General features: G+C 38.3%; 18 protein-coding genes and 1 pseudogene. 8 read left to right on the forward strand and 11 right to left on the reverse strand.

Annotation, left to right across the window (positions count from 1 at the left end):
- Positions 1-139: 139 nt before the first annotated feature.
- On the forward strand, positions 140-1,645 hold the full coding sequence (locus MFLO_RS01100) for an AcpB/EbpR/MafR family transcriptional regulator (protein WP_051993388.1): 1,506 nt from the start codon (positions 140-142) through the stop codon (positions 1,643-1,645).
- A gap of 388 nt (positions 1,646-2,033) precedes the next feature.
- Here the strand turns inward: MFLO_RS01100 and MFLO_RS01110 are convergent, their stop codons facing one another.
- A complete protein-coding gene (locus tag MFLO_RS01110) occupies positions 2,034-2,741 on the reverse strand; it encodes an EAL domain-containing protein (RefSeq protein ID WP_036095715.1) in 708 nt (235 codons plus the stop codon).
- 164 nt (positions 2,742-2,905) lie between these two features.
- On the opposite strand from MFLO_RS01110, the gene MFLO_RS01115 reads away from it, so the two are divergent.
- Both MFLO_RS01115 and MFLO_RS15275 read left to right on the forward strand, forming a co-directional pair.
- On the forward strand, positions 2,906-3,883 hold the full coding sequence (locus MFLO_RS01115) for a helix-turn-helix domain-containing protein (protein ID WP_036095717.1): 978 nt from the start codon (positions 2,906-2,908) through the stop codon (positions 3,881-3,883).
- Positions 3,884-3,960: 77 nt separating this feature from the next.
- On the forward strand, positions 3,961-4,431 hold the full coding sequence (locus tag MFLO_RS15275) for a hypothetical protein (protein WP_149022935.1): 471 nt from the start codon (positions 3,961-3,963) through the stop codon (positions 4,429-4,431).
- Positions 4,432-4,486: 55 nt separating this feature from the next.
- Here the strand turns inward: MFLO_RS15275 and MFLO_RS01120 are convergent, their stop codons facing one another.
- Positions 4,487-5,458, reverse strand: coding sequence for a Gfo/Idh/MocA family protein (locus MFLO_RS01120; protein WP_036095720.1), 972 nt, complete (start codon positions 5,456-5,458; stop codon positions 4,487-4,489).
- A 146-nt stretch (positions 5,459-5,604) separates the two neighbouring features.
- On the opposite strand from MFLO_RS01120, the gene MFLO_RS01125 reads away from it, so the two are divergent.
- The 3 genes from MFLO_RS01125 (at position 5,605) to MFLO_RS01135 (ending at position 6,783) form a co-directional block, all read left to right on the forward strand.
- Positions 5,605-6,039 (forward strand): PadR family transcriptional regulator, encoded by a 435-nt coding sequence (locus MFLO_RS01125; RefSeq protein ID WP_036095722.1) that lies wholly within the window; start codon positions 5,605-5,607, stop codon positions 6,037-6,039.
- Positions 6,040-6,286: 247 nt separating this feature from the next.
- Positions 6,287-6,541: a GlsB/YeaQ/YmgE family stress response membrane protein gene (locus MFLO_RS01130; RefSeq protein WP_036095724.1), complete on the forward strand. Its 255-nt coding sequence runs from the start codon at positions 6,287-6,289 to the stop codon at positions 6,539-6,541.
- Positions 6,542-6,600: 59 nt separating this feature from the next.
- Complete coding sequence (locus MFLO_RS01135) at positions 6,601-6,783, forward strand: CsbD family protein (RefSeq protein WP_036095727.1); 183 nt, start codon at positions 6,601-6,603, stop codon at positions 6,781-6,783.
- Between the two features lie 70 nt (positions 6,784-6,853).
- On the opposite strand, the gene MFLO_RS01140 is transcribed toward MFLO_RS01135, so the two are convergent.
- A complete protein-coding gene (locus MFLO_RS01140; protein ID WP_036096004.1) occupies positions 6,854-7,354 on the reverse strand; it encodes a GNAT family N-acetyltransferase in 501 nt (166 codons plus the stop codon).
- 122 nt (positions 7,355-7,476) lie between these two features.
- Between MFLO_RS01140 and yidA the strand changes: the two genes are divergently transcribed.
- Positions 7,477-8,292: a sugar-phosphatase gene (gene yidA / locus MFLO_RS01145; protein ID WP_036095729.1), complete on the forward strand. Its 816-nt coding sequence runs from the start codon at positions 7,477-7,479 to the stop codon at positions 8,290-8,292.
- A gap of 43 nt (positions 8,293-8,335) precedes the next feature.
- On the opposite strand, the gene MFLO_RS01150 is transcribed toward yidA, so the two are convergent.
- Positions 8,336-8,764, reverse strand: coding sequence for a DUF805 domain-containing protein (locus MFLO_RS01150; RefSeq protein ID WP_036095733.1), 429 nt, complete (start codon positions 8,762-8,764; stop codon positions 8,336-8,338).
- A gap of 183 nt (positions 8,765-8,947) precedes the next feature.
- On the opposite strand from MFLO_RS01150, the gene MFLO_RS01155 reads away from it, so the two are divergent.
- Positions 8,948-10,384: a glycoside hydrolase family 1 protein gene (locus MFLO_RS01155; RefSeq protein WP_036095734.1), complete on the forward strand. Its 1,437-nt coding sequence runs from the start codon at positions 8,948-8,950 to the stop codon at positions 10,382-10,384.
- 53 nt (positions 10,385-10,437) lie between these two features.
- Here MFLO_RS01155 and MFLO_RS01160 read toward each other — a convergent pair whose 3' ends face one another.
- The 7 genes and pseudogenes from MFLO_RS01160 to MFLO_RS01190 all read right to left on the reverse strand — a co-directional run bounded on the left by MFLO_RS01160 (position 10,438) and on the right by MFLO_RS01190 (position 16,549).
- Positions 10,438-12,219: a MucBP domain-containing protein gene (locus MFLO_RS01160; protein WP_206538298.1), complete on the reverse strand. Its 1,782-nt coding sequence runs from the start codon at positions 12,217-12,219 to the stop codon at positions 10,438-10,440.
- A gap of 262 nt (positions 12,220-12,481) precedes the next feature.
- Positions 12,482-13,381 carry a helix-turn-helix domain-containing protein gene (locus tag MFLO_RS01165; RefSeq protein WP_149022936.1) on the reverse strand — a complete coding sequence of 300 codons (900 nt, stop codon included), beginning with the start codon at positions 13,379-13,381 and terminating at the stop codon, positions 12,482-12,484.
- Positions 13,382-13,755: 374 nt separating this feature from the next.
- Complete coding sequence (locus MFLO_RS01170) at positions 13,756-14,121, reverse strand: DUF1304 domain-containing protein (RefSeq protein WP_036095737.1); 366 nt, start codon at positions 14,119-14,121, stop codon at positions 13,756-13,758.
- A 16-nt stretch (positions 14,122-14,137) separates the two neighbouring features.
- The gene (locus MFLO_RS01175) at positions 14,138-14,767 is read right to left on the reverse strand and encodes a nitroreductase family protein (RefSeq protein ID WP_036095740.1); all 630 of its coding nucleotides are present in this window, start codon (positions 14,765-14,767) and stop codon (positions 14,138-14,140) included.
- 122 nt (positions 14,768-14,889) lie between these two features.
- Positions 14,890-15,093: pseudogene (locus MFLO_RS01180) on the reverse strand (FAD-binding protein); the annotation flags it as partial.
- Positions 15,094-15,163: 70 nt separating this feature from the next.
- The gene (locus MFLO_RS01185; protein WP_077913114.1) at positions 15,164-15,793 is read right to left on the reverse strand and encodes a MarR family winged helix-turn-helix transcriptional regulator; all 630 of its coding nucleotides are present in this window, start codon (positions 15,791-15,793) and stop codon (positions 15,164-15,166) included.
- Positions 15,794-15,904: 111 nt separating this feature from the next.
- A complete protein-coding gene (locus MFLO_RS01190; protein WP_036095744.1) occupies positions 15,905-16,549 on the reverse strand; it encodes a histidine phosphatase family protein in 645 nt (214 codons plus the stop codon).
- Between the last annotated feature and the right edge of the window lie 111 nt (positions 16,550-16,660).

The following is a 16,660-nucleotide window of genomic DNA, read 5'->3' on the forward strand; positions in this document are numbered from 1 at the left end:
AAGCGGTTACACATTACCATAATTCTTTTCTAAAAAAAATCAAAAACTGCAGTTTCATGCTTGGTTTTATGCTCATTCACCCCTTTATTATGTGCTTTAATAAATAAGATTTAAGGGAAATACCTAGGAGGGAAACCTAATGAGATTAGATTTAGATATACTGGATACAAACGTAGAGCTTGAATGGTCGATATTAAATTTACTTCGAAAAGAAGATCGCTGGTTTTCTACAGAAGAACTCGCAAGACGCTTAAACAAAACATCCTCATTAATACTAAAAGCCATTGCATCCTTAAGAGATAACCTAGAAGAGTTTAACAGTAATCAAATGATGCTTCATATTTCAAAAGGAAAAGGTGTTTACTTAGAAATTAAATGCAGTGACATTGATATCGGCTTATTTTTGATTTTTCTTATATCAAATACAAGCACATATAAGCTCTTCTATAGTATAGTGACTGAAAACTTTGTTTCTGCTAAAAAATTTGCTTTTGAAAACTTTTTAAGCGAAACAACTGTACGTAGACACATCAATAAACTGAAAGAAGCCATTGCACCATATGAGCTGACACTCAATCGTAGCACAGCCATTCTTACTGGCAAAGAAACACAAGTCCGTTTATTCTTAAATGCTGCTTTTTGGCGTTTGTTTGCTGGAAAAGTTTGGCCTTTTTCAAACATTGATGAGCATCATCTTCAAATCATCACAAAAAAAATCGCCGCAGACGCCGCTCTTGAACTTAATGATGTGCAAGAACGTCAAATAATGTACTTCCTTGCTATTGGAACAATTAGGCGCCGAAACAACCATTACATTACACCTGATGAATCTTGGCAGGAATTACTTGATGAAAATCACAGTTTCCATACTTTTAAAGAACAAATCAAAGCACATACACCAATCACTCGACGCTTTCCAGGAGAAATGGCATTTTTGTTTTTTATTACCATTATTCAAAGCGAAACAACTCAAATAACACCTCTTTTATTGAGCAACTTTCGACATAACCGCTCCAAAAATACAACTTTATACGAAGCTACTGAACTTTTTATGAATAGATTTGAAGACAAGTTTGTTCCTGTACCTCGCAGACAAAAAAGGCAATTCATGTTGACTGCTTTTTCCGAGCATTTATTTGCACACCTTTCCCATAATTTCTCAACCAGCATCAGTGGCAATGAATTCGCTCCCTATACAAGGCACCAACTACCCGTACTAAAAGAAATGCTGCATCAATTTATCGATGAGCTGTATCAAGAAACGGGCAATCCGATTTTCTTAAAAAAGAGCTTCCTAGCGCCTCGTTATTCACTTTTACTTAGCCTAGTTGCTCCGCTCCACACCTTTGAAAAGCGAATTAAAGTACGCTTAGAAACCGATTTATCTGCGATCGCTAACAAATCCGTTATGAATCAAGTAAAAGAATACTTTACGAATGACTACAATATTGCGTTTATAGATAGCGAAAGCAACGAGAATCCAGATGTAATTCTAACCAACATTCCGTCACAAACATCTATTGACGCAAAGATCGTATCAATTCACCGTATCCTTGCGCCACGCGACTTTAAACTGATCCAAAATACACTTGATCAAATAACCTCTGCCAAGCAAGATGAGCAAAAACTTCATAAATCTAGTTAATATATTACTTTTTTAGGCGTTCATAACTACATTTCCCTTTTATAATGAAAAACGGAAGATAGAATAAAATAAAGGAGAATGAAAATGACATTTATTAACCCTTGGGATGAGCGGTTTATCTACACGATCAAATTTGTACTTCCTGAACAGCCTAGAAAAATCTTAACCAGAACCATTATCGAAAAACAATTCTTAAAAAAAAGAAAAAAGTCATTGAGAATTGGCTCACGATCTTTCCGCAAACCATTATAAAAGACGTAGAATTTTCTCTCGAAGCCATGGAGCGCAACGAACGTAAATTTAAAGCCTTCCAGCAGTATCAGGGCTAAACAAAAAGTGAGCATCCTTCCGCGGAAGGATGCTCACTTTTTCAATTCCCGTTAATTTTTTAAGATACCTTTTTGTTTATAAGTTCATCGAGCCAGCAACCCTGCTGCAAGTTAATGCCCATCTTTTTAAGAACAGCAGAATCCAGCTCATCTCTTACATTCTCTAAAACCATCATTTTTTTATGTTGATCAGCAAAACTTTTCCACGCAGCAATAAATGCATCAAACACAGGTAGTTCGAACGCGTCAAGCGAAATTTTAAAACCTTTAAGAAGTGGCAAATAATAGACCGTTCGCTCTAAACTATTAATCCCGCATCCAACATCATCCAGCATAACATCATAACCAAAAGCTTGGAGAGTACGAATTTTCCCGAATAAAAACGCATCTAATTCCGTTGGTGTAAAATGACTTTTCTCCGCTGGCAGCTGTACTAAATCTTCTGTAACTTCAATTATAACCCTATCATTAAAAATTCTCAGTTTTTCAAACATTTTCATTGTCTCTGCATAAAAAAATTGACTCGAACGGATGTTAATTGCAACCTTCGTATAAACCTGATTGGTCAAAATTTTCAGCAATTCTTTTTGCATCCAATTAATAAACTCCGAATAGTTGTCTTCAAAAAAATCTTGCATGCTGTCGTCATCTTTTTGTATCGAATTCTCACTGTCTTGCATCTCTTCGATAACAAGTTCATGCATCAAAATCTTCTCACTTCTAACATCATATACAGGCTTTGCAAATAATCGATAGTTTTTGAACATCTTCCCAGTCCTTTCTTTTTCTTGCTCTCATCTTACTTGATTTTCAAGCTGCTCGTTAATCAGATTTCGCTTTTTTATAAGACGCTTTTCGCTTTTTTTCGTGCACGTTAAGTTTATTACTACACAAGAATGGCTAAAGTAATACAAGATGAGGGGGAAACATAATGAAGATTGGACTTGAGTTATTTGATACCACATTAAAAAAAGAATGGGATTTGCTCATCATTCTTCGCACCGTAGATCGCTGGTTTTCAACCGAAGAATTGCGAGAAAAGTTAGATGTCACACCTGCTTTTTTGCAAAAATTAATTAGTTCACTCACTGAAAGTATGGATGCTTTTGGGAAAGACGAACTAGAGTTAATTGTTTCTAAAGGCCGAGGTATCCGCTTACAAACGAAATCCCCTAACGCTGATCCGCGGAATTTGCTTATCTTTCTAACTGAAGAAACCATGGGATTTATGCTTTTCAAAGCCATCTTAAACGAAAACTTTGGTTCCACACAGAAATTCGCATACGAACACTTTATAAGCGACGCAACAGTCCGCCGCCTATTGAATAAATTTCGTGACGCTATTAAACCATATGGCATCAAAATTTCGCGTAGCAATGCTGCGATTGAAGGAAAAGAAAGCCAAGTACGATTATTTATCAATACTGCGTTATGGAAAATTTATGCCGGAAAAGGCTGGCCGTTTGAAGGTATAAATGAACAATACATTGAGTTTCTAGCTAAATCACTAATCAAAGAAGGAAATTTACGTTTGACCGCACTCCAAACTAGACAACTAATGTATCAACTTGCCGTTGCAATGCTCCGGCGCCGCAATCACCGTTATGTCGAATTTGATCCAGCCTGGTCAGAAATCTTAGATAACAATAAAGCCTTTTTGCTTTTTAAGAAAAAAAACAGCCCCGTTCTCCACAACATTCAGTCAATCAGCTCCAGGCGAAATTGCTTTCCTTTATCTTTTACTCATCATTCAAAACGAAAATTTACAAACTTGGCCACTGCTTCAAACCAATTTTTTAGAGAACAAAAAAAAATAATAGTTCCGTGTATCAAGCTACAGAAGCACTCTATCAAAAAATCCATCACACGATCAAACCAATTCCTGAGGACAAACAGAAATTATTTTTAATAAATGCCTTTTCTTTTCATTTATTCGCATTCGTTTTCGACTATTTCTCTACAGATATAAATGGTTATGATTATGAAGTGACTTTTGATCCGAGCTTGCCGCCTCCTATCATCACAAGTTTAAAAGTCAACATCGAGCAACTCATTGCTAAACTCTATACACAGACAAAAAATAATATTTTTCTAAAAAGCGATTATTTAGCTCCCAAGTATTCACTATTATTTGCATTTATCGGCGCACATCTTTACTATGAACCGATCGTTACTCTAACAATTTCAACCGATTTGCCTTATCTCGCTTACCTAAGAATTCGTGAACAAGTCTGCAACATTTACAGCAATAGCTACAACATTCGTTTCATAGATGAGACTTCACCCGAAAAAAGCGATATCCTGTTAACAAATATTCCTTTAGAACAACATATAACAAATCACGTAAGCGATCATATCATTTTCATCAATCGCAAGATGACCACAAGAAACCTACTCGCCCTTGGCCGTACCCTGCATGACATCACTTTAGAAAAACAGCAGGCAAAAAATCACTAGTTCTTCCAAAAAAAAGCTTCGCAAGCCCTCTTTCGGCCAGCGAAGCTTTTTTCATTTATTTTGTTTCAAACGGGAACTTAATGCCCCATTCCGAACGTACCTGCGTCATTACATCTATCACATCTTCCGTTAACTCGCTAAGCGGATTCTCCCCCGCCTTAATACTTTTTTCCATATCACGGATTTCATATTGCAAGGCCATCTTCGTATCTCCAGCCGTAATCTCTTCCGTTTCGCCGTTTGTGAATGTAAGCGTCGCTTGATCCGCCCTAGGAAACTCTTCAACCGTAATAAAGCCGTTTTCATAGGCTACAATCCCACGTTTTGGCATTTTCGAGCGGAAAGTCAGGCTGACCACTGCCATTTCATCCTGATCATTTCGCAAAATAATTCCCGATTGTTCATCGACACCCGTCTCAAATTTTTTCGCCGTCGAAAGTACCTCACTCGGCTTCTCATTTAAGAAAAATCGTGCAAACGAAAGGGCATATGTTCCGATATCAAGCAACGCTCCGCCCGCAAGATCCATACTGAAAAAACGATTAGTCGGATCAGCCGGCTTCGCACTTCCAAACGACACTTGAATCATTTTCAGCGCGCCAAGTTCTCGCTCTTCCGCAATTTCCTTCAATTTCGCGTACAGTGGCATGTGGAAAATTGTCATGGCTTCCATCACGATTAAACCTTTTTCTTTAGCAAGAAGAAGAATATCCTTCAGCTCACCCGAGCTAACCGTGATGGCTTTTTCGGCCATGACATGCTTGCCATTTTGTAACGCCTTCATCATGAATTCATAGTGATTGGAATGCGGTGTCGATATGTAAACAACATCAATTTCCGGGTCCGCGAACAGCGCATCAAAGTCATCATAAACTTTGCCAATCCCATATTCGGCCGCGAAAGCTTCACCCTTAGTTTTATTTCTTGCCCCAACCACCTCGATTTTTCTTCCTTCTGCCTGCATCGCGCTAGCAAATTGATGCGCAATCTCACCCGGTCCAACTACCGCCCATTTCAACTCTTCCATTTCATTCATCCTCTCCTGACAATGTGTTGATTTAATTATACTTTCTTAGAAATCTAATGTCAAAAGTATATACTTTTGTTTTCGTTAACTTTTTCTCCTATTAAATGTTATAGTATAGACAAGTTCTAAGAAAGAGGTGCTTCACTATGTCATTAAAACTAGTTATCCTTGGCGTACTTGACCATAAAAATGTCCATCCTTACGATGTTAAACGATTTTTAAAACACTATAAATGGGACTATTTATTCCAAATTAGCGATGCAAAAATCTATTATGCCTTTGAATCTTTGCAAAAAGGCGGTTTCGTTCGTGTCGATCAAGTAGTTGAAAATGAAAAAACACCGACAAAAACAGTCTATGCGATTACAGAAAAAGGACGCGATCAAATTAAAAAGGAGCTTTACAAGATCTTCAAAAAAGATGTTTTATCTTATAAAGCGATTTATCCAGCATTATTATTTGTCGATTATGCCGAAAAAGACCTATTGCTTTCTTTTTTGGATGAACGTAAAGAAAAAGTAAAAAAAAGAGCTCGCTTCAAGCCGCGAACAAGCTGCCGATACCGTCACGAATCCACCTGAAAGCGTGACCGCACTCATTATTGACAATGCGATTCAACATTTGGCAATTGAAGTAAATTGGCTCGAAGACCTAGGTGAAAAACTAAATGCCAATCAGCTTCGTTCCCACGTTTCTGCAGAAATTAAACAGTTTTTTTCAAACCAATCATCATAAGTTTTAATAAAAATAAAATTATTAGTAACATAAATCACGTTTAAACATATCCGTTTTAGGTAATACTGTTACTATAAAGCGGAGGTGTATACTATGCTTCATTTAATTTGGGTACTCATTATAGGAGCCGTGATCGGAATTATCGCTGGTGCTATCACCAGCCGTAAATTGCCGCTCGGTTGGGTTGGAAATATTTTAGCTGGTTTAATCGGTTCTTGGCTTGGCGAAAAAATCTTCGGCAGTTGGGGACCTCATGTCGCTGGGATGGCTATTTTCCCATCCATTATCGGTGCCATCATCTTGGTTGCTATCGTTTCATTCTTTATTGGATTAAGGAAGAAAGATTAAACAGTTTGGTACAATCATAAGAATCATATCTTAATGTAAATTTTTTAGGAGGGATACAGATGACTGAAGATAAAGGCAAACTTGATCAATTGAAAGGCGAAGCGAAAGATCGCATTGGCGGAGCAACGGGAGATAAAGAAAAACAAGCAGAAGGCCTTAAAGACAAAGCAACAGGAAAAGCGAAAGAATTCGCGGCAGATGTAAAAGATAAAGCCGAAGAATTAAAAAGACAAATGGGGTAAAAAAGAATAAAGAAACGCCTGCTGGAATTTGATCCAGCAGGCGTTTTTTGTGTGTATTAAAGTCCGAAGTTTAAATAGCGAGCGTTAAAACATCCACAAGATGCTTTTTCCCTCCGACAATTGTTTCTTTTTCCGAATCAAACTGATAACCAAGGTGCTCCCAGAATTCACGAGCATTGCTATTCTCTTTCAAAACACCAATCCGAAGCGAGTCTGCCCCGCCATCTTCTGCCCATTCTTTGATGACCTGATGCAACACACGCCCCATCCCAGTTTGACGTACTTCTGGCACAAGCAACAAGAGTCCAATCATCCACTGACCCTTCCGCGGAAAGTCTGCAAGCACGTCCACAAGACCAATCGCTTCCTCATTGTCATCCAGAATAGCGATCACAAATTTGTCAAACCGCGTTTTTCCTTCTGGCAAATCTGAAATAATGCCTTCTGCGTCAGCAAGAGTAGCCGCACGCCCTTGTTCCATCAAAAAATAGTCTTCGCTTTTCTGACACACTTCTTCAGCAAGTGCCGCATCTTTTTTCGTTAAAAATTTCACGTGATAACTTTTCTTCATCGTTTCACTCTTTTCTCGAAGTTTCTTCATCCTCAGTTTGCCACATTTTGAGCCAAGTTTCAATCTTCAGCAGTGTTGTGCTATACTGAACGTGTATGTTATTTAGATGGAGGAACTTGTAAATGATTAAACTAGTAGCAATTGATATTGATGGCACTCTGCTGAATGACCATCATGAAGTCACACCGAAAGTAAATGAAGCCATTCAAAAAGCGAAGCAAATGGGCGTAAAAGTAGTACTTTGCACCGGTCGCCCGCTTGTCGGGGTAGAACAATATCTATCCGAACTCAAACTGCGCGAAGAAGGCGATTATGTCATCAGCTTTAATGGTGCGCTTGTTCAAGATACTCACAGCAAAGAAGTTGTCTCACATTTGACACTAACGCAAGGGGATCTAGTTGAAATTGCTGAAGCCGCTGATCGCGCTTCTCTTCATATGCATTTCTTTGATGAGAAGACGCTTTATACTCCTAATCGCAACATTGGAAAATATACGGTTGTCGAAGCTTATTTGACAAATAGCCCGCTTGTTTTTGAAGAAATCCAAAATATACCTTTCGATTTCAAAGTTTCAAAAGCAATGATGATTGATGAGCAAGACATACTTGAAGCCGGTATCAAAAAACTGCCAAGTGATTTTTACGATAAATATCACCTTGTACGTAGTGCACCATTTTATTTGGAAATTTTAAATCGCGATGCAAGTAAAGGCAATGCGGTTCATCAACTAGCTGACTTGCTTCACATTGATCAATCCGAAGTGATGTGCATTGGAGATCATGAAAATGATGTAACCATGCTTGAGTACGCAGGAACTGCTGTTGCAATGGGAAATGCGATTCAAAAACTTAAAGATATTGCTGACTTTGTGACAGAAACCAATAATAATGATGGTGTTGCAGCTGCATTTGAGAAATTTATTTTTAACCAAGCTTAAACAAAAGTGCTGAAATCACTCCGTGATTTCAGCACTTTTTTGATTAAAAATCATATGTATCTTGATGCGAACGGTTTGTTTCACTTGGCAAGCAAACAAATATTAAAATAATAAGTCCACCAACTAGCGGAATCAGACCGAGCAAAACGAGCCAAACACTTTTACCCGTATCACGAAAACGGCGAATTAATAAACTTAAGTTCGGGATAAATGTTGCCAGCGAATAGAGCCAAAAAATCAAACTAATGATGAGAAAAGGTCCGACAAATAAAGCGCCTAATGCATCTCCGCCATCTCCCATCGCGGCCGCATCAAAAGCAGTTGATACGCCAAATAAAATCATGAACACGTAATAGACTACTGCAATCAGCATGTTCCATAAAACAACGTACCAATACTCCGATCTTGTTGATCTTCCTGTAAAATTAATGTAGTTTTTCCAATAAGCTATATAAGATTGTAAAAATCCCAAATGAGTTCCTCCTTTTTTTATCGCTCTATTTGATTATAAGGGAGGCTAAATCCCTTGTGTGTGACAAATTGATGAACTTTAACATCATTTTTCCATTTTTGACTTTCGCCCTAAAAAAAGGCTATACTTTATAAGTAAGAAGTTAAATTTTTTTAGCTCGAACTGAAAGTAGGAGGGATAATCATGGAACACAAGACTCGCTCAAGTTTTCCCGCTGATTTTTTGTGGGGTTCCGCATCAGCAGCTTATCAAATTGAAGGAGCATGGGATAAAGACGGCAAAGGACCTTCTGTCTGGGACGAATATGTCCGCATTCCTGGCTCAACGTATAAAGGAACAACAGGTGACGTTGCAGTCGATCACTACAATCGTTATAAAGAAGACGTTAAACTCATGGCTGATGCTGGTTTAAAGGCTTACCGCTTTTCGATCGCTTGGTCGCGTATCTTTCCAACAGGGAAAGGTGAAGTAAACGAAGCAGGGCTTAAATTTTACGATAATTTAATAGATGAACTCTTAAAATATGGTATTGAACCGCTTGTGACAATCTACCACTGGGATATTCCGCAAGCTTTGTTTGATGAATACGGGGGTTGGGAATCCCGCGAAGTTATTCAAGACTTTACGCATTATGCGAAAACATTGTTCAAGCGTTACGGGGATCGCGTGAAATACTGGGTATCTCTGAACGAGCAAAACATTTTCGTTGGAATGGGTTATGGGCAAGCACTGCATCCGCCGAAAGTGTCTGACATGAAGCGTATGTATGCTGTAAATCACATTGCAAACCTTGCCAATGCAAGCGTAATCGAAGCCTTTCATGAACTTGTTCCGGATGGTAAAATTGGACCAAGTTTTGCTTACACGCCGCATTATCCGATTGATACGGACCCTAAAAATGTGCAAGCAGCCGATGACGCGGAAGAGTTGAACAGCTACTTCTGGATGGATGTTTATGCTTACGGGCGCTATCCACGTGCTGTCATGAAATACTTAGAAGAAAACGCACTTACACCAGAAATTCTTCCTGGTGATATGGAACTCTTAGCACGCGCTAAGCCTGATTTTATGGGCGTCAATTACTATCAATCGGCCACAGTAGCTGCAAATCCGCTTGACGGCGTTGGAATGAGTAACGAAATTAACAACACTGGGAAAAAAGGAACAGCAAAGGAAACAGGCGTTCCAGGTATCTATAAAAAAGTAGTCAACCCGTTCGTTTCGACTACAAACTGGGATTGGACAATTGATCCGAAAGGCCTTCAAATTGCCCTTCGGCGAATCACAAGCCGCTATAATCTCCCCGTGCTAATCACCGAGAATGGTCTTGGCGAATTCGATAAGCTTGAAAACGGCGAAGTAAATGATGATTACCGAATTGATTACTTGGCGACACACGTGTCGGCAATCCGCGATGCTATCAGCGACGGCACAGAAGTACTTGGATACTGCACATGGAGCTTCACAGATCTTCTCAGCTGGTTAAACGGCTACCAAAAACGCTATGGTTTCGTCTATGTGGACCGAGATGTTTCTGATGATGATCCAATGACGCGTATTCCAAAGAAAAGTTTCTATTGGTACAAAGATGTGATTAAATCAAATGGTGAAAATTTATAAAAATTAATTTTGAGCTGCTTACAAGAATCTCTCTTGTAAGTAGCTTTTTTGGGTTAAACTGGTGCATTTACCAGGTTAAATTCAATGACACCAGTATATTCACTGCCAGCTTGCACAATTCCTGGAGGGATTTTGAGCCATAGCCCTTCATTCGCAGACCAGTTTACATCTTGATAGTCGGATTTCTCGGCTCCCTGATTTGCTATTCGCACTGGTTCTTCTGCCGTAAGTGGCTTGTCTGGCTGTCCTTTTTCCCTATAAATCATAATGTTTGAAAGCTTGCTCCCAGCAGCATTTGTAAGTGGAACAGCCTCACGTGCTGTTACATACCAATAGTCTTTGTTTACTCGTGTATCTTTAATTTTGATTGTCCAGTCAGCTTGATACCGCCCTAACTCAACTTCTGAGTTGCTCACAATACCAGCTTCAAAAGTCAAATCTGCCGGTATACTATCAAACTTCAATTCTGCTTTTTCATAGATGTAGGTAACTGTTTGGGAGACGTTCGTGAAGTTTCCTGAGGCATTATCGGGTTTTTCTTTTAAACGCCAACCATCTATATCAATAGCTTTACTCGTATATGTCTCACCGACATATCCTAATTTTGAACTTGATGCTAAAATAGGATTTCTTTGTTCATCTACATATTCAATCGTGACTGGTGCTGCAATTTGATTATACACAAAAGTCACTGATTGCGGCTTTGCCTTCATTATTCCTGTAGCTTCCCCCTGTATTTCTTTAAACAAATAGTTTACGATCTTTTTCTTTTCGGTAGTTATATCATAATTTGTACCGATTCTATAAGAGAGTGTTTTGCTATCTGCAATTTTTTTGCCAAAGGTATCTTGATAATTTATTTGAATATCTTGAAAGAGCGTTTCCTTAACTGTTATTTTTTGATTACTGGTCTTCCTTGTCACTTCCCACGTTTCAGTGCCGTCTTCTTCGCTCGGGCTGGTATAATAAAACTCAAAAAATACTTGATCACGCCCAGTATTCCATTTACTCCCTAGTAAAGAAAGCGTCAAACTATGTGTATCTGGATTTAGGACAAGCTCATACTCGCTTGGAGAAATGAGATATTCTGGAAAAGCCGCATTGCCATCTGTTTGCCAATATCTATACACATCAATTTTTCTGTCTGCTGCTGAAATGATTGACCAATTCGATATCGATTCCAGAGCTACATTTTTAGGAAGCTTAAACTCATATACCGCATTTCCAGTTGAATTCTTTATTGTCCCTGGATACACATCCATGAAAATTCCACGTTGTTTTGTATCTGGGTGGCTCTTAATTGGTTCATAACTTCTGCCATATCCATTTACTTCTTCATTTTCAAAGTAAATGGTTCGCTTATTTCCTACATTCGCTTTGCGTGACTGTAGCTGATTGTCTGTATCAGCAATTTTTTCTAATGATGGAACCATTATTTCAAGAGGTTTTGAACTCAGCAACTTATCCCCACGAATTGCACTCGCTGTAAATAAATAATGAACCACATCAGAAGGTGCAAACCTCAAAACGATCTTCTTTTCACCAGAACTCAACCAATCAATTGAAAGCTGTTGTTTGACAGAATCTTTTGTTACAACACCGTTTCCTGCTTTTATTCCAAGGTACTCAGCATCTTTTCCACCGGAAAGAAGAACTTTTGTATCGTCAGCATTATGATCTAAAATAGTTATTTCAAGTTCTGATCCATCCCAGTTCGATGAAAGCATCAAATCATCTGTACGATTATCTTCTGCGAGTAGTTTTGACATGGAAAACCACAAACAAGATCCAATAACTAAGAAAATAAATGTTATAAATATCACATGTTTTTTCACCCTATCCATTCCCTTCACGAACATGTATCCATATAAGCTCTTACACTAACTTTTGTGTTGATGTTTTCATGGTAACAAAGCTTCAAAAGGAATTATTGAAACTTTGTATCTAAATAAAAGACTTTTCCATCTATTTTGTGACAAAAAACATGTAAATACTCATTTTCATTGTTTTTTTCTTACTAATATGTATATAAAAATAGTTTATAAACAACAAAGTAGGTGCAGTTTTTCTACTGCACCTACTTTACTGACTAAATTATTATCTTCTGAATCCGATTTTCGAAGAGGAAGTTAGATCACTCCACTGTTTTTTCTTTTCAGTAAGCAAGTTCTCCTCATCGAGAATATCTAAAGCTAAAAATACTTGTTCAGCTTCTTTTTCAGCACATTCTCGTTCATCTTTAAACCAATGAATTTCAGCAATCAAATACTTGATTTCCAAATAAATCAATACTTGATTTTGCTCTTTCGCAACCGGCAATATTTGAAAAGCACAATTTTGAGCTTCATCAAATTTTTCTTCCGATTTCAAAAATATTACATAATGAAATAAAATTTGTACTTTTAGCATTTGAGCTGCTTCAAACTGCTCATACTTCTTAAGTGAGTTCAGCACTTCATTTATTATACGTTCCGTGCCATTAATTTTAAATGGCAAAATATGTATTAACAACAGAATATCTCGGTAATAAAAAGTACTTTTCCTCGACATCGCATTCCAAAGACTTTGAATAAATTCTTCAAAATCTGCGGGATTTCTATTTTTTTTCAGCCCGACCTTACATTTGAATACACCACTAAGTCGTTCCAGAAAAAGACATTGTTCCGTATCCAAATAGATTTCTATCTTCTTGACTATCGCTTCATACTCTTCTATACTTCGAGCGGCATAACTTTCCAAAATGACTTGATCGACCATTTCAACTTCTTTGCCACGCCTTAGAAATTCAAATTCTTGCAGGGAAATATTTAACCGCTTTAAGACTTGCTTTAATTTCTCGTACGACAAGGCTTGTTGATTATTCTCAATTCGATAAACGTGACCACGGGAGATAATTCCAGCATAAAGCTCTTTTTCAGTTAGATTCATATCCTTGCGAATCATTTTAAGCTGACTGCCAACGTTGTTTAATTCTCGCATTAGTAATCTTCCTTCCAATTAGATGTATTTCATTCACCACTGGTAAAATATGTTAAAATATTCCTTTAGGAGGTGTAGAAGAAGGATGTTATTAAAGAATTTTCACTGAATTTTATTGAATGGATTACTGATAGAAACTCAAGGTACTAACCCGCTATTTATCTATTTCCATCTTCCCTTAATGTCACAGATAAACAGCTTGACAATTCCCGTTGTTTGATTAGTACCTCCTTTTTATTATACTCTATCGCTTAATAAATTCACAATTGAATTATCAAAAAAATGGAAATCTAGCATCTAAAATTCTATACCCCCTTTTTTATACAAACAAAGACTCTCTTCGAATATCGAAGAGAGTCTTTTACGCTTACAACCACATTCGTTTTGCTAACTCAATGAAACACTAGCAAACTAATGAGCGCTAAAATGGCTGGTCCGCCTTGTTTCAATAAAATAGAAGCTGTACTTGTCAAGCTTCCATAAATGGCAGCCATTATAATAAAACTGATGAACAAAATGGCAATCTCAAATCCATTTACTGAAAAGAAAACTGCATAAAGCAATCCTACAGCGAATAAAGCGTTATAAATCCCTTGGTTTTTAAGTAGCGTTTGCACCGTCTTATTTTTCGTAAATTCCTGCGAAACCTTAAAAGTCTCCGCTGTTTTCGCAGAAGCAGGAACAATCGTTTCCAAATACATGATATAAAAATGCTCAAGCGCAACAATCACCACTAAAATACTCGAAATTAGCGACATCCCATTCCCCTTCTTTCTATTTCCACTCAGCTATCTTATCAATCGGAAGACGGACTGATTCAAAACCAGGTTCCTTCATCTTTCCAATTGAAACAATCATTAGCGGCAAATAACGCTTCGGATCTAGTCCAAACGCTTCCGCCAATTTATCTTTCTCAAAGCCGCCGATTGGATTCGTATCGTATCCGTAAGACCGTGCCGTAAGCATCAACTGCATTGCCGCAAGACTTCCGTCAATCGCTACGACTTGACTCATTTCGCTTTTAGTTAAACTCTCATAAAGCGGAACTATCATTTCTAGTTGCTGATTTTTAATTTGTTCAGGCATCTTTCCACTTAAAAAAGCTTGATTATAAATTTCTTCCGCATACACATAACACTCTAAATCGCCGAAAATTAAAATCATCGCCGCCGAAGTATCATTTTGACGCGTATTAAACCGAATTAATGGTCGAAGCTTAGCTTTTGCTTCATCGCTTTCCGCTACCACAAAACGCCAAGGCTGCAAGTTTACCGATGATGGCGCAAGCACTGCTTCCTCTAAGATCGCCGTCATCTCTTCTTTCGAGATTTTAACCGTCTCATCGTAAACACGCACTGAGCGCCGCCCCGTTACAATTTCTTCAAAATCATTATTTTGCCGCATTCCCTACACTTCTTTCCATTATAAAAGTGGTTTAAGTATACAAATTTTATACCGCCTATTTCAACTTTTCTGCTTGAAAAACTCCTTCTTTTATTAGAAAAAAAGGGAACGCTACAATAAATTTATTCAGCTTTCACAAACTCAGCAAATTTAACCCTCGCCTGACGACCAAAAATAATAATCTCAGCAACAGAATTTCCGCCGATATGATTTTCACCATGAAGTCCGCCTGTTACTTCACCAGTAGCATACAATCCCGAAATTACTTTTCCGGCTTTGTTCAGTACTTCCATATTCCTATTAATCTTCACGCCGCCCATCATGTAACATTCGTAAATTCTTGCAAAAAAAATCAGCACCCTAACAAACTAATGGGTACTGATTTCACTTACTTGCTTAAAAGTCCCTTCCTCGCGGGCCGTAACCTCCGCCAAAACCATGATGATTCCGATGATCATGTGGATGATGGGGATGCTTGCCGCCGCGGAAGTCAGTTCCTCCAAAACCTCCGCCAAATGGGGCGCCCCCTTCAAAACCGAATGGAGCTCCGCCGCGTACATCCTCAAGTTCTGGACGTTCGGCGATCATTTCTTCACGAATTTCTTCAAGTCTTGCTGTCACCTTTAGAAGCAATCCACTAAGTTGCTCTTTTTCCTCATCCGTAAGTACATCAAACAGCTCGCCAGAATGTTTATCCGAATGATCCATTTCTTCGGCACGCTCTTTCCCGCTATCTGTCAGCTTGATGTTCATTACACGACGATCTTCTTCTGATGGCTCACGCGTAATCAACTCTTGCTTTTCGAGTTTGGCCAAAAGCTCTCCAAGCGATTGATTCCGCATATCTAGCAAGAATCCTAATTTCTTTTGTGTAATTTCAGGTTGCATTTTAAGAAGCGAAAGTACGCGTCCTTGTCCGCGATAAGGATTTCCCATCGGTCCAAAGTGCTGCATTCGCATTCCTTGATAACGATGCATCATTTTGTCGAGTTTCAAAAATTGTTTCATTAAATCTTGATTTTCCATTTTCCATTCCTCCATAAAAAGAATTCTAATAGAAAGGTACCTTACAAAAACCATTATAAAGGTACCTGATTAATTTGTCAACAAAAAAGAAAGGTACCTGATGATACCTTCTTAAACACGAATTTTATCGAGATGATCTGTGTTATTTAGTTCAAGCACGTCAAAATTCCCATCCTTATATTCAACCACACTGATGCTGGTATTCAAAATTCGCGTTCCTTTCGTACGATGATCAGCCATTTTTCCGCCGCCAAGCAGATATAATAATAGCGTCAGTGTCATACCGTGTGAAACGACAAGCACATTGCCGCCTCTTTTCTCGCTTTGAATAATCTCATTGATGCCTTTTCGCACGCGCTCTTCCAGTTGATAATAGGTTTCGCCGCCGTTTTCCTTCGCGTCGAATGTCGCCGGACTTTTCAGCATAGCTGCACGGGCTTCCTTAAATTCGACATCAAGATCGCTGACATACTGCCCTTCCCATGAGCCAAAGCTCATTTCGCGAAATTCATCCATCAGCTTGATTGGCACCTTTTTTTGTCCAAGAATATACCGCGCCGTGTCTTGCGTCCGTTTGCTTGGACTAACATAAGCGGCATTGAATTTAATATTCTTAAGCGCCTCGCCAACAGCAATTGCGCCATTTTTACCTTCAGAAACTAGCGGTGAATCTCCCCATCCTTGCATTTGACCAGTTAAGTTCCACTCCGTTTTACCATGTCTTACAAAATAGATTTTCAAACTTTCTGACGCCAACTAAAATCCTCCTAGAAAAAACATTTCGTCCCATTTTAGCATTATTTAGATTAATTTAAAAGGGGGCTATCTGCCTCTTTTCATTCATTTTCATCCCAAATAAAAAAATCT

The organism is Listeria floridensis FSL S10-1187 (assembly GCF_000525875.1).
GTDB classification, from domain to species: Bacteria; Bacillota; Bacilli; order Lactobacillales; family Listeriaceae; genus Listeria; species Listeria floridensis.

What these genes read in the sequence shown, in the direction of transcription:
- MFLO_RS01100 (WP_051993388.1), top strand. Translation starts at nt 140, where the DNA reads ATGAGATTAGATTTAGATATACTGGATACAAACGTAGAGCTTGAATGG.
- MFLO_RS01110 (WP_036095715.1), bottom strand. Translation starts at nt 2,741, where the DNA reads ATGTTCAAAAACTATCGATTATTTGCAAAGCCTGTATATGATGTTAGA.
- MFLO_RS01115 (WP_036095717.1), top strand. Translation starts at nt 2,906, where the DNA reads ATGAAGATTGGACTTGAGTTATTTGATACCACATTAAAAAAAGAATGG.
- MFLO_RS01120 (WP_036095720.1), bottom strand. Translation starts at nt 5,458, where the DNA reads ATGGAAGAGTTGAAATGGGCGGTAGTTGGACCGGGTGAGATTGCGCAT.
- MFLO_RS01125 (WP_036095722.1), top strand. Translation starts at nt 5,605, where the DNA reads ATGTCATTAAAACTAGTTATCCTTGGCGTACTTGACCATAAAAATGTC.
- MFLO_RS01130 (WP_036095724.1), top strand. Translation starts at nt 6,287, where the DNA reads ATGCTTCATTTAATTTGGGTACTCATTATAGGAGCCGTGATCGGAATT.
- MFLO_RS01135 (WP_036095727.1), top strand. Translation starts at nt 6,601, where the DNA reads ATGACTGAAGATAAAGGCAAACTTGATCAATTGAAAGGCGAAGCGAAA.
- MFLO_RS01140 (WP_036096004.1), bottom strand. Translation starts at nt 7,354, where the DNA reads ATGAAGAAAAGTTATCACGTGAAATTTTTAACGAAAAAAGATGCGGCA.
- yidA (WP_036095729.1), top strand. Translation starts at nt 7,477, where the DNA reads ATGATTAAACTAGTAGCAATTGATATTGATGGCACTCTGCTGAATGAC.
- MFLO_RS01155 (WP_036095734.1), top strand. Translation starts at nt 8,948, where the DNA reads ATGGAACACAAGACTCGCTCAAGTTTTCCCGCTGATTTTTTGTGGGGT.
- MFLO_RS01170 (WP_036095737.1), bottom strand. Translation starts at nt 14,121, where the DNA reads ATGTCGCTAATTTCGAGTATTTTAGTGGTGATTGTTGCGCTTGAGCAT.
- MFLO_RS01175 (WP_036095740.1), bottom strand. Translation starts at nt 14,767, where the DNA reads ATGCGGCAAAATAATGATTTTGAAGAAATTGTAACGGGGCGGCGCTCA.
- MFLO_RS01185 (WP_077913114.1), bottom strand. Translation starts at nt 15,793, where the DNA reads ATGGAAAATCAAGATTTAATGAAACAATTTTTGAAACTCGACAAAATG.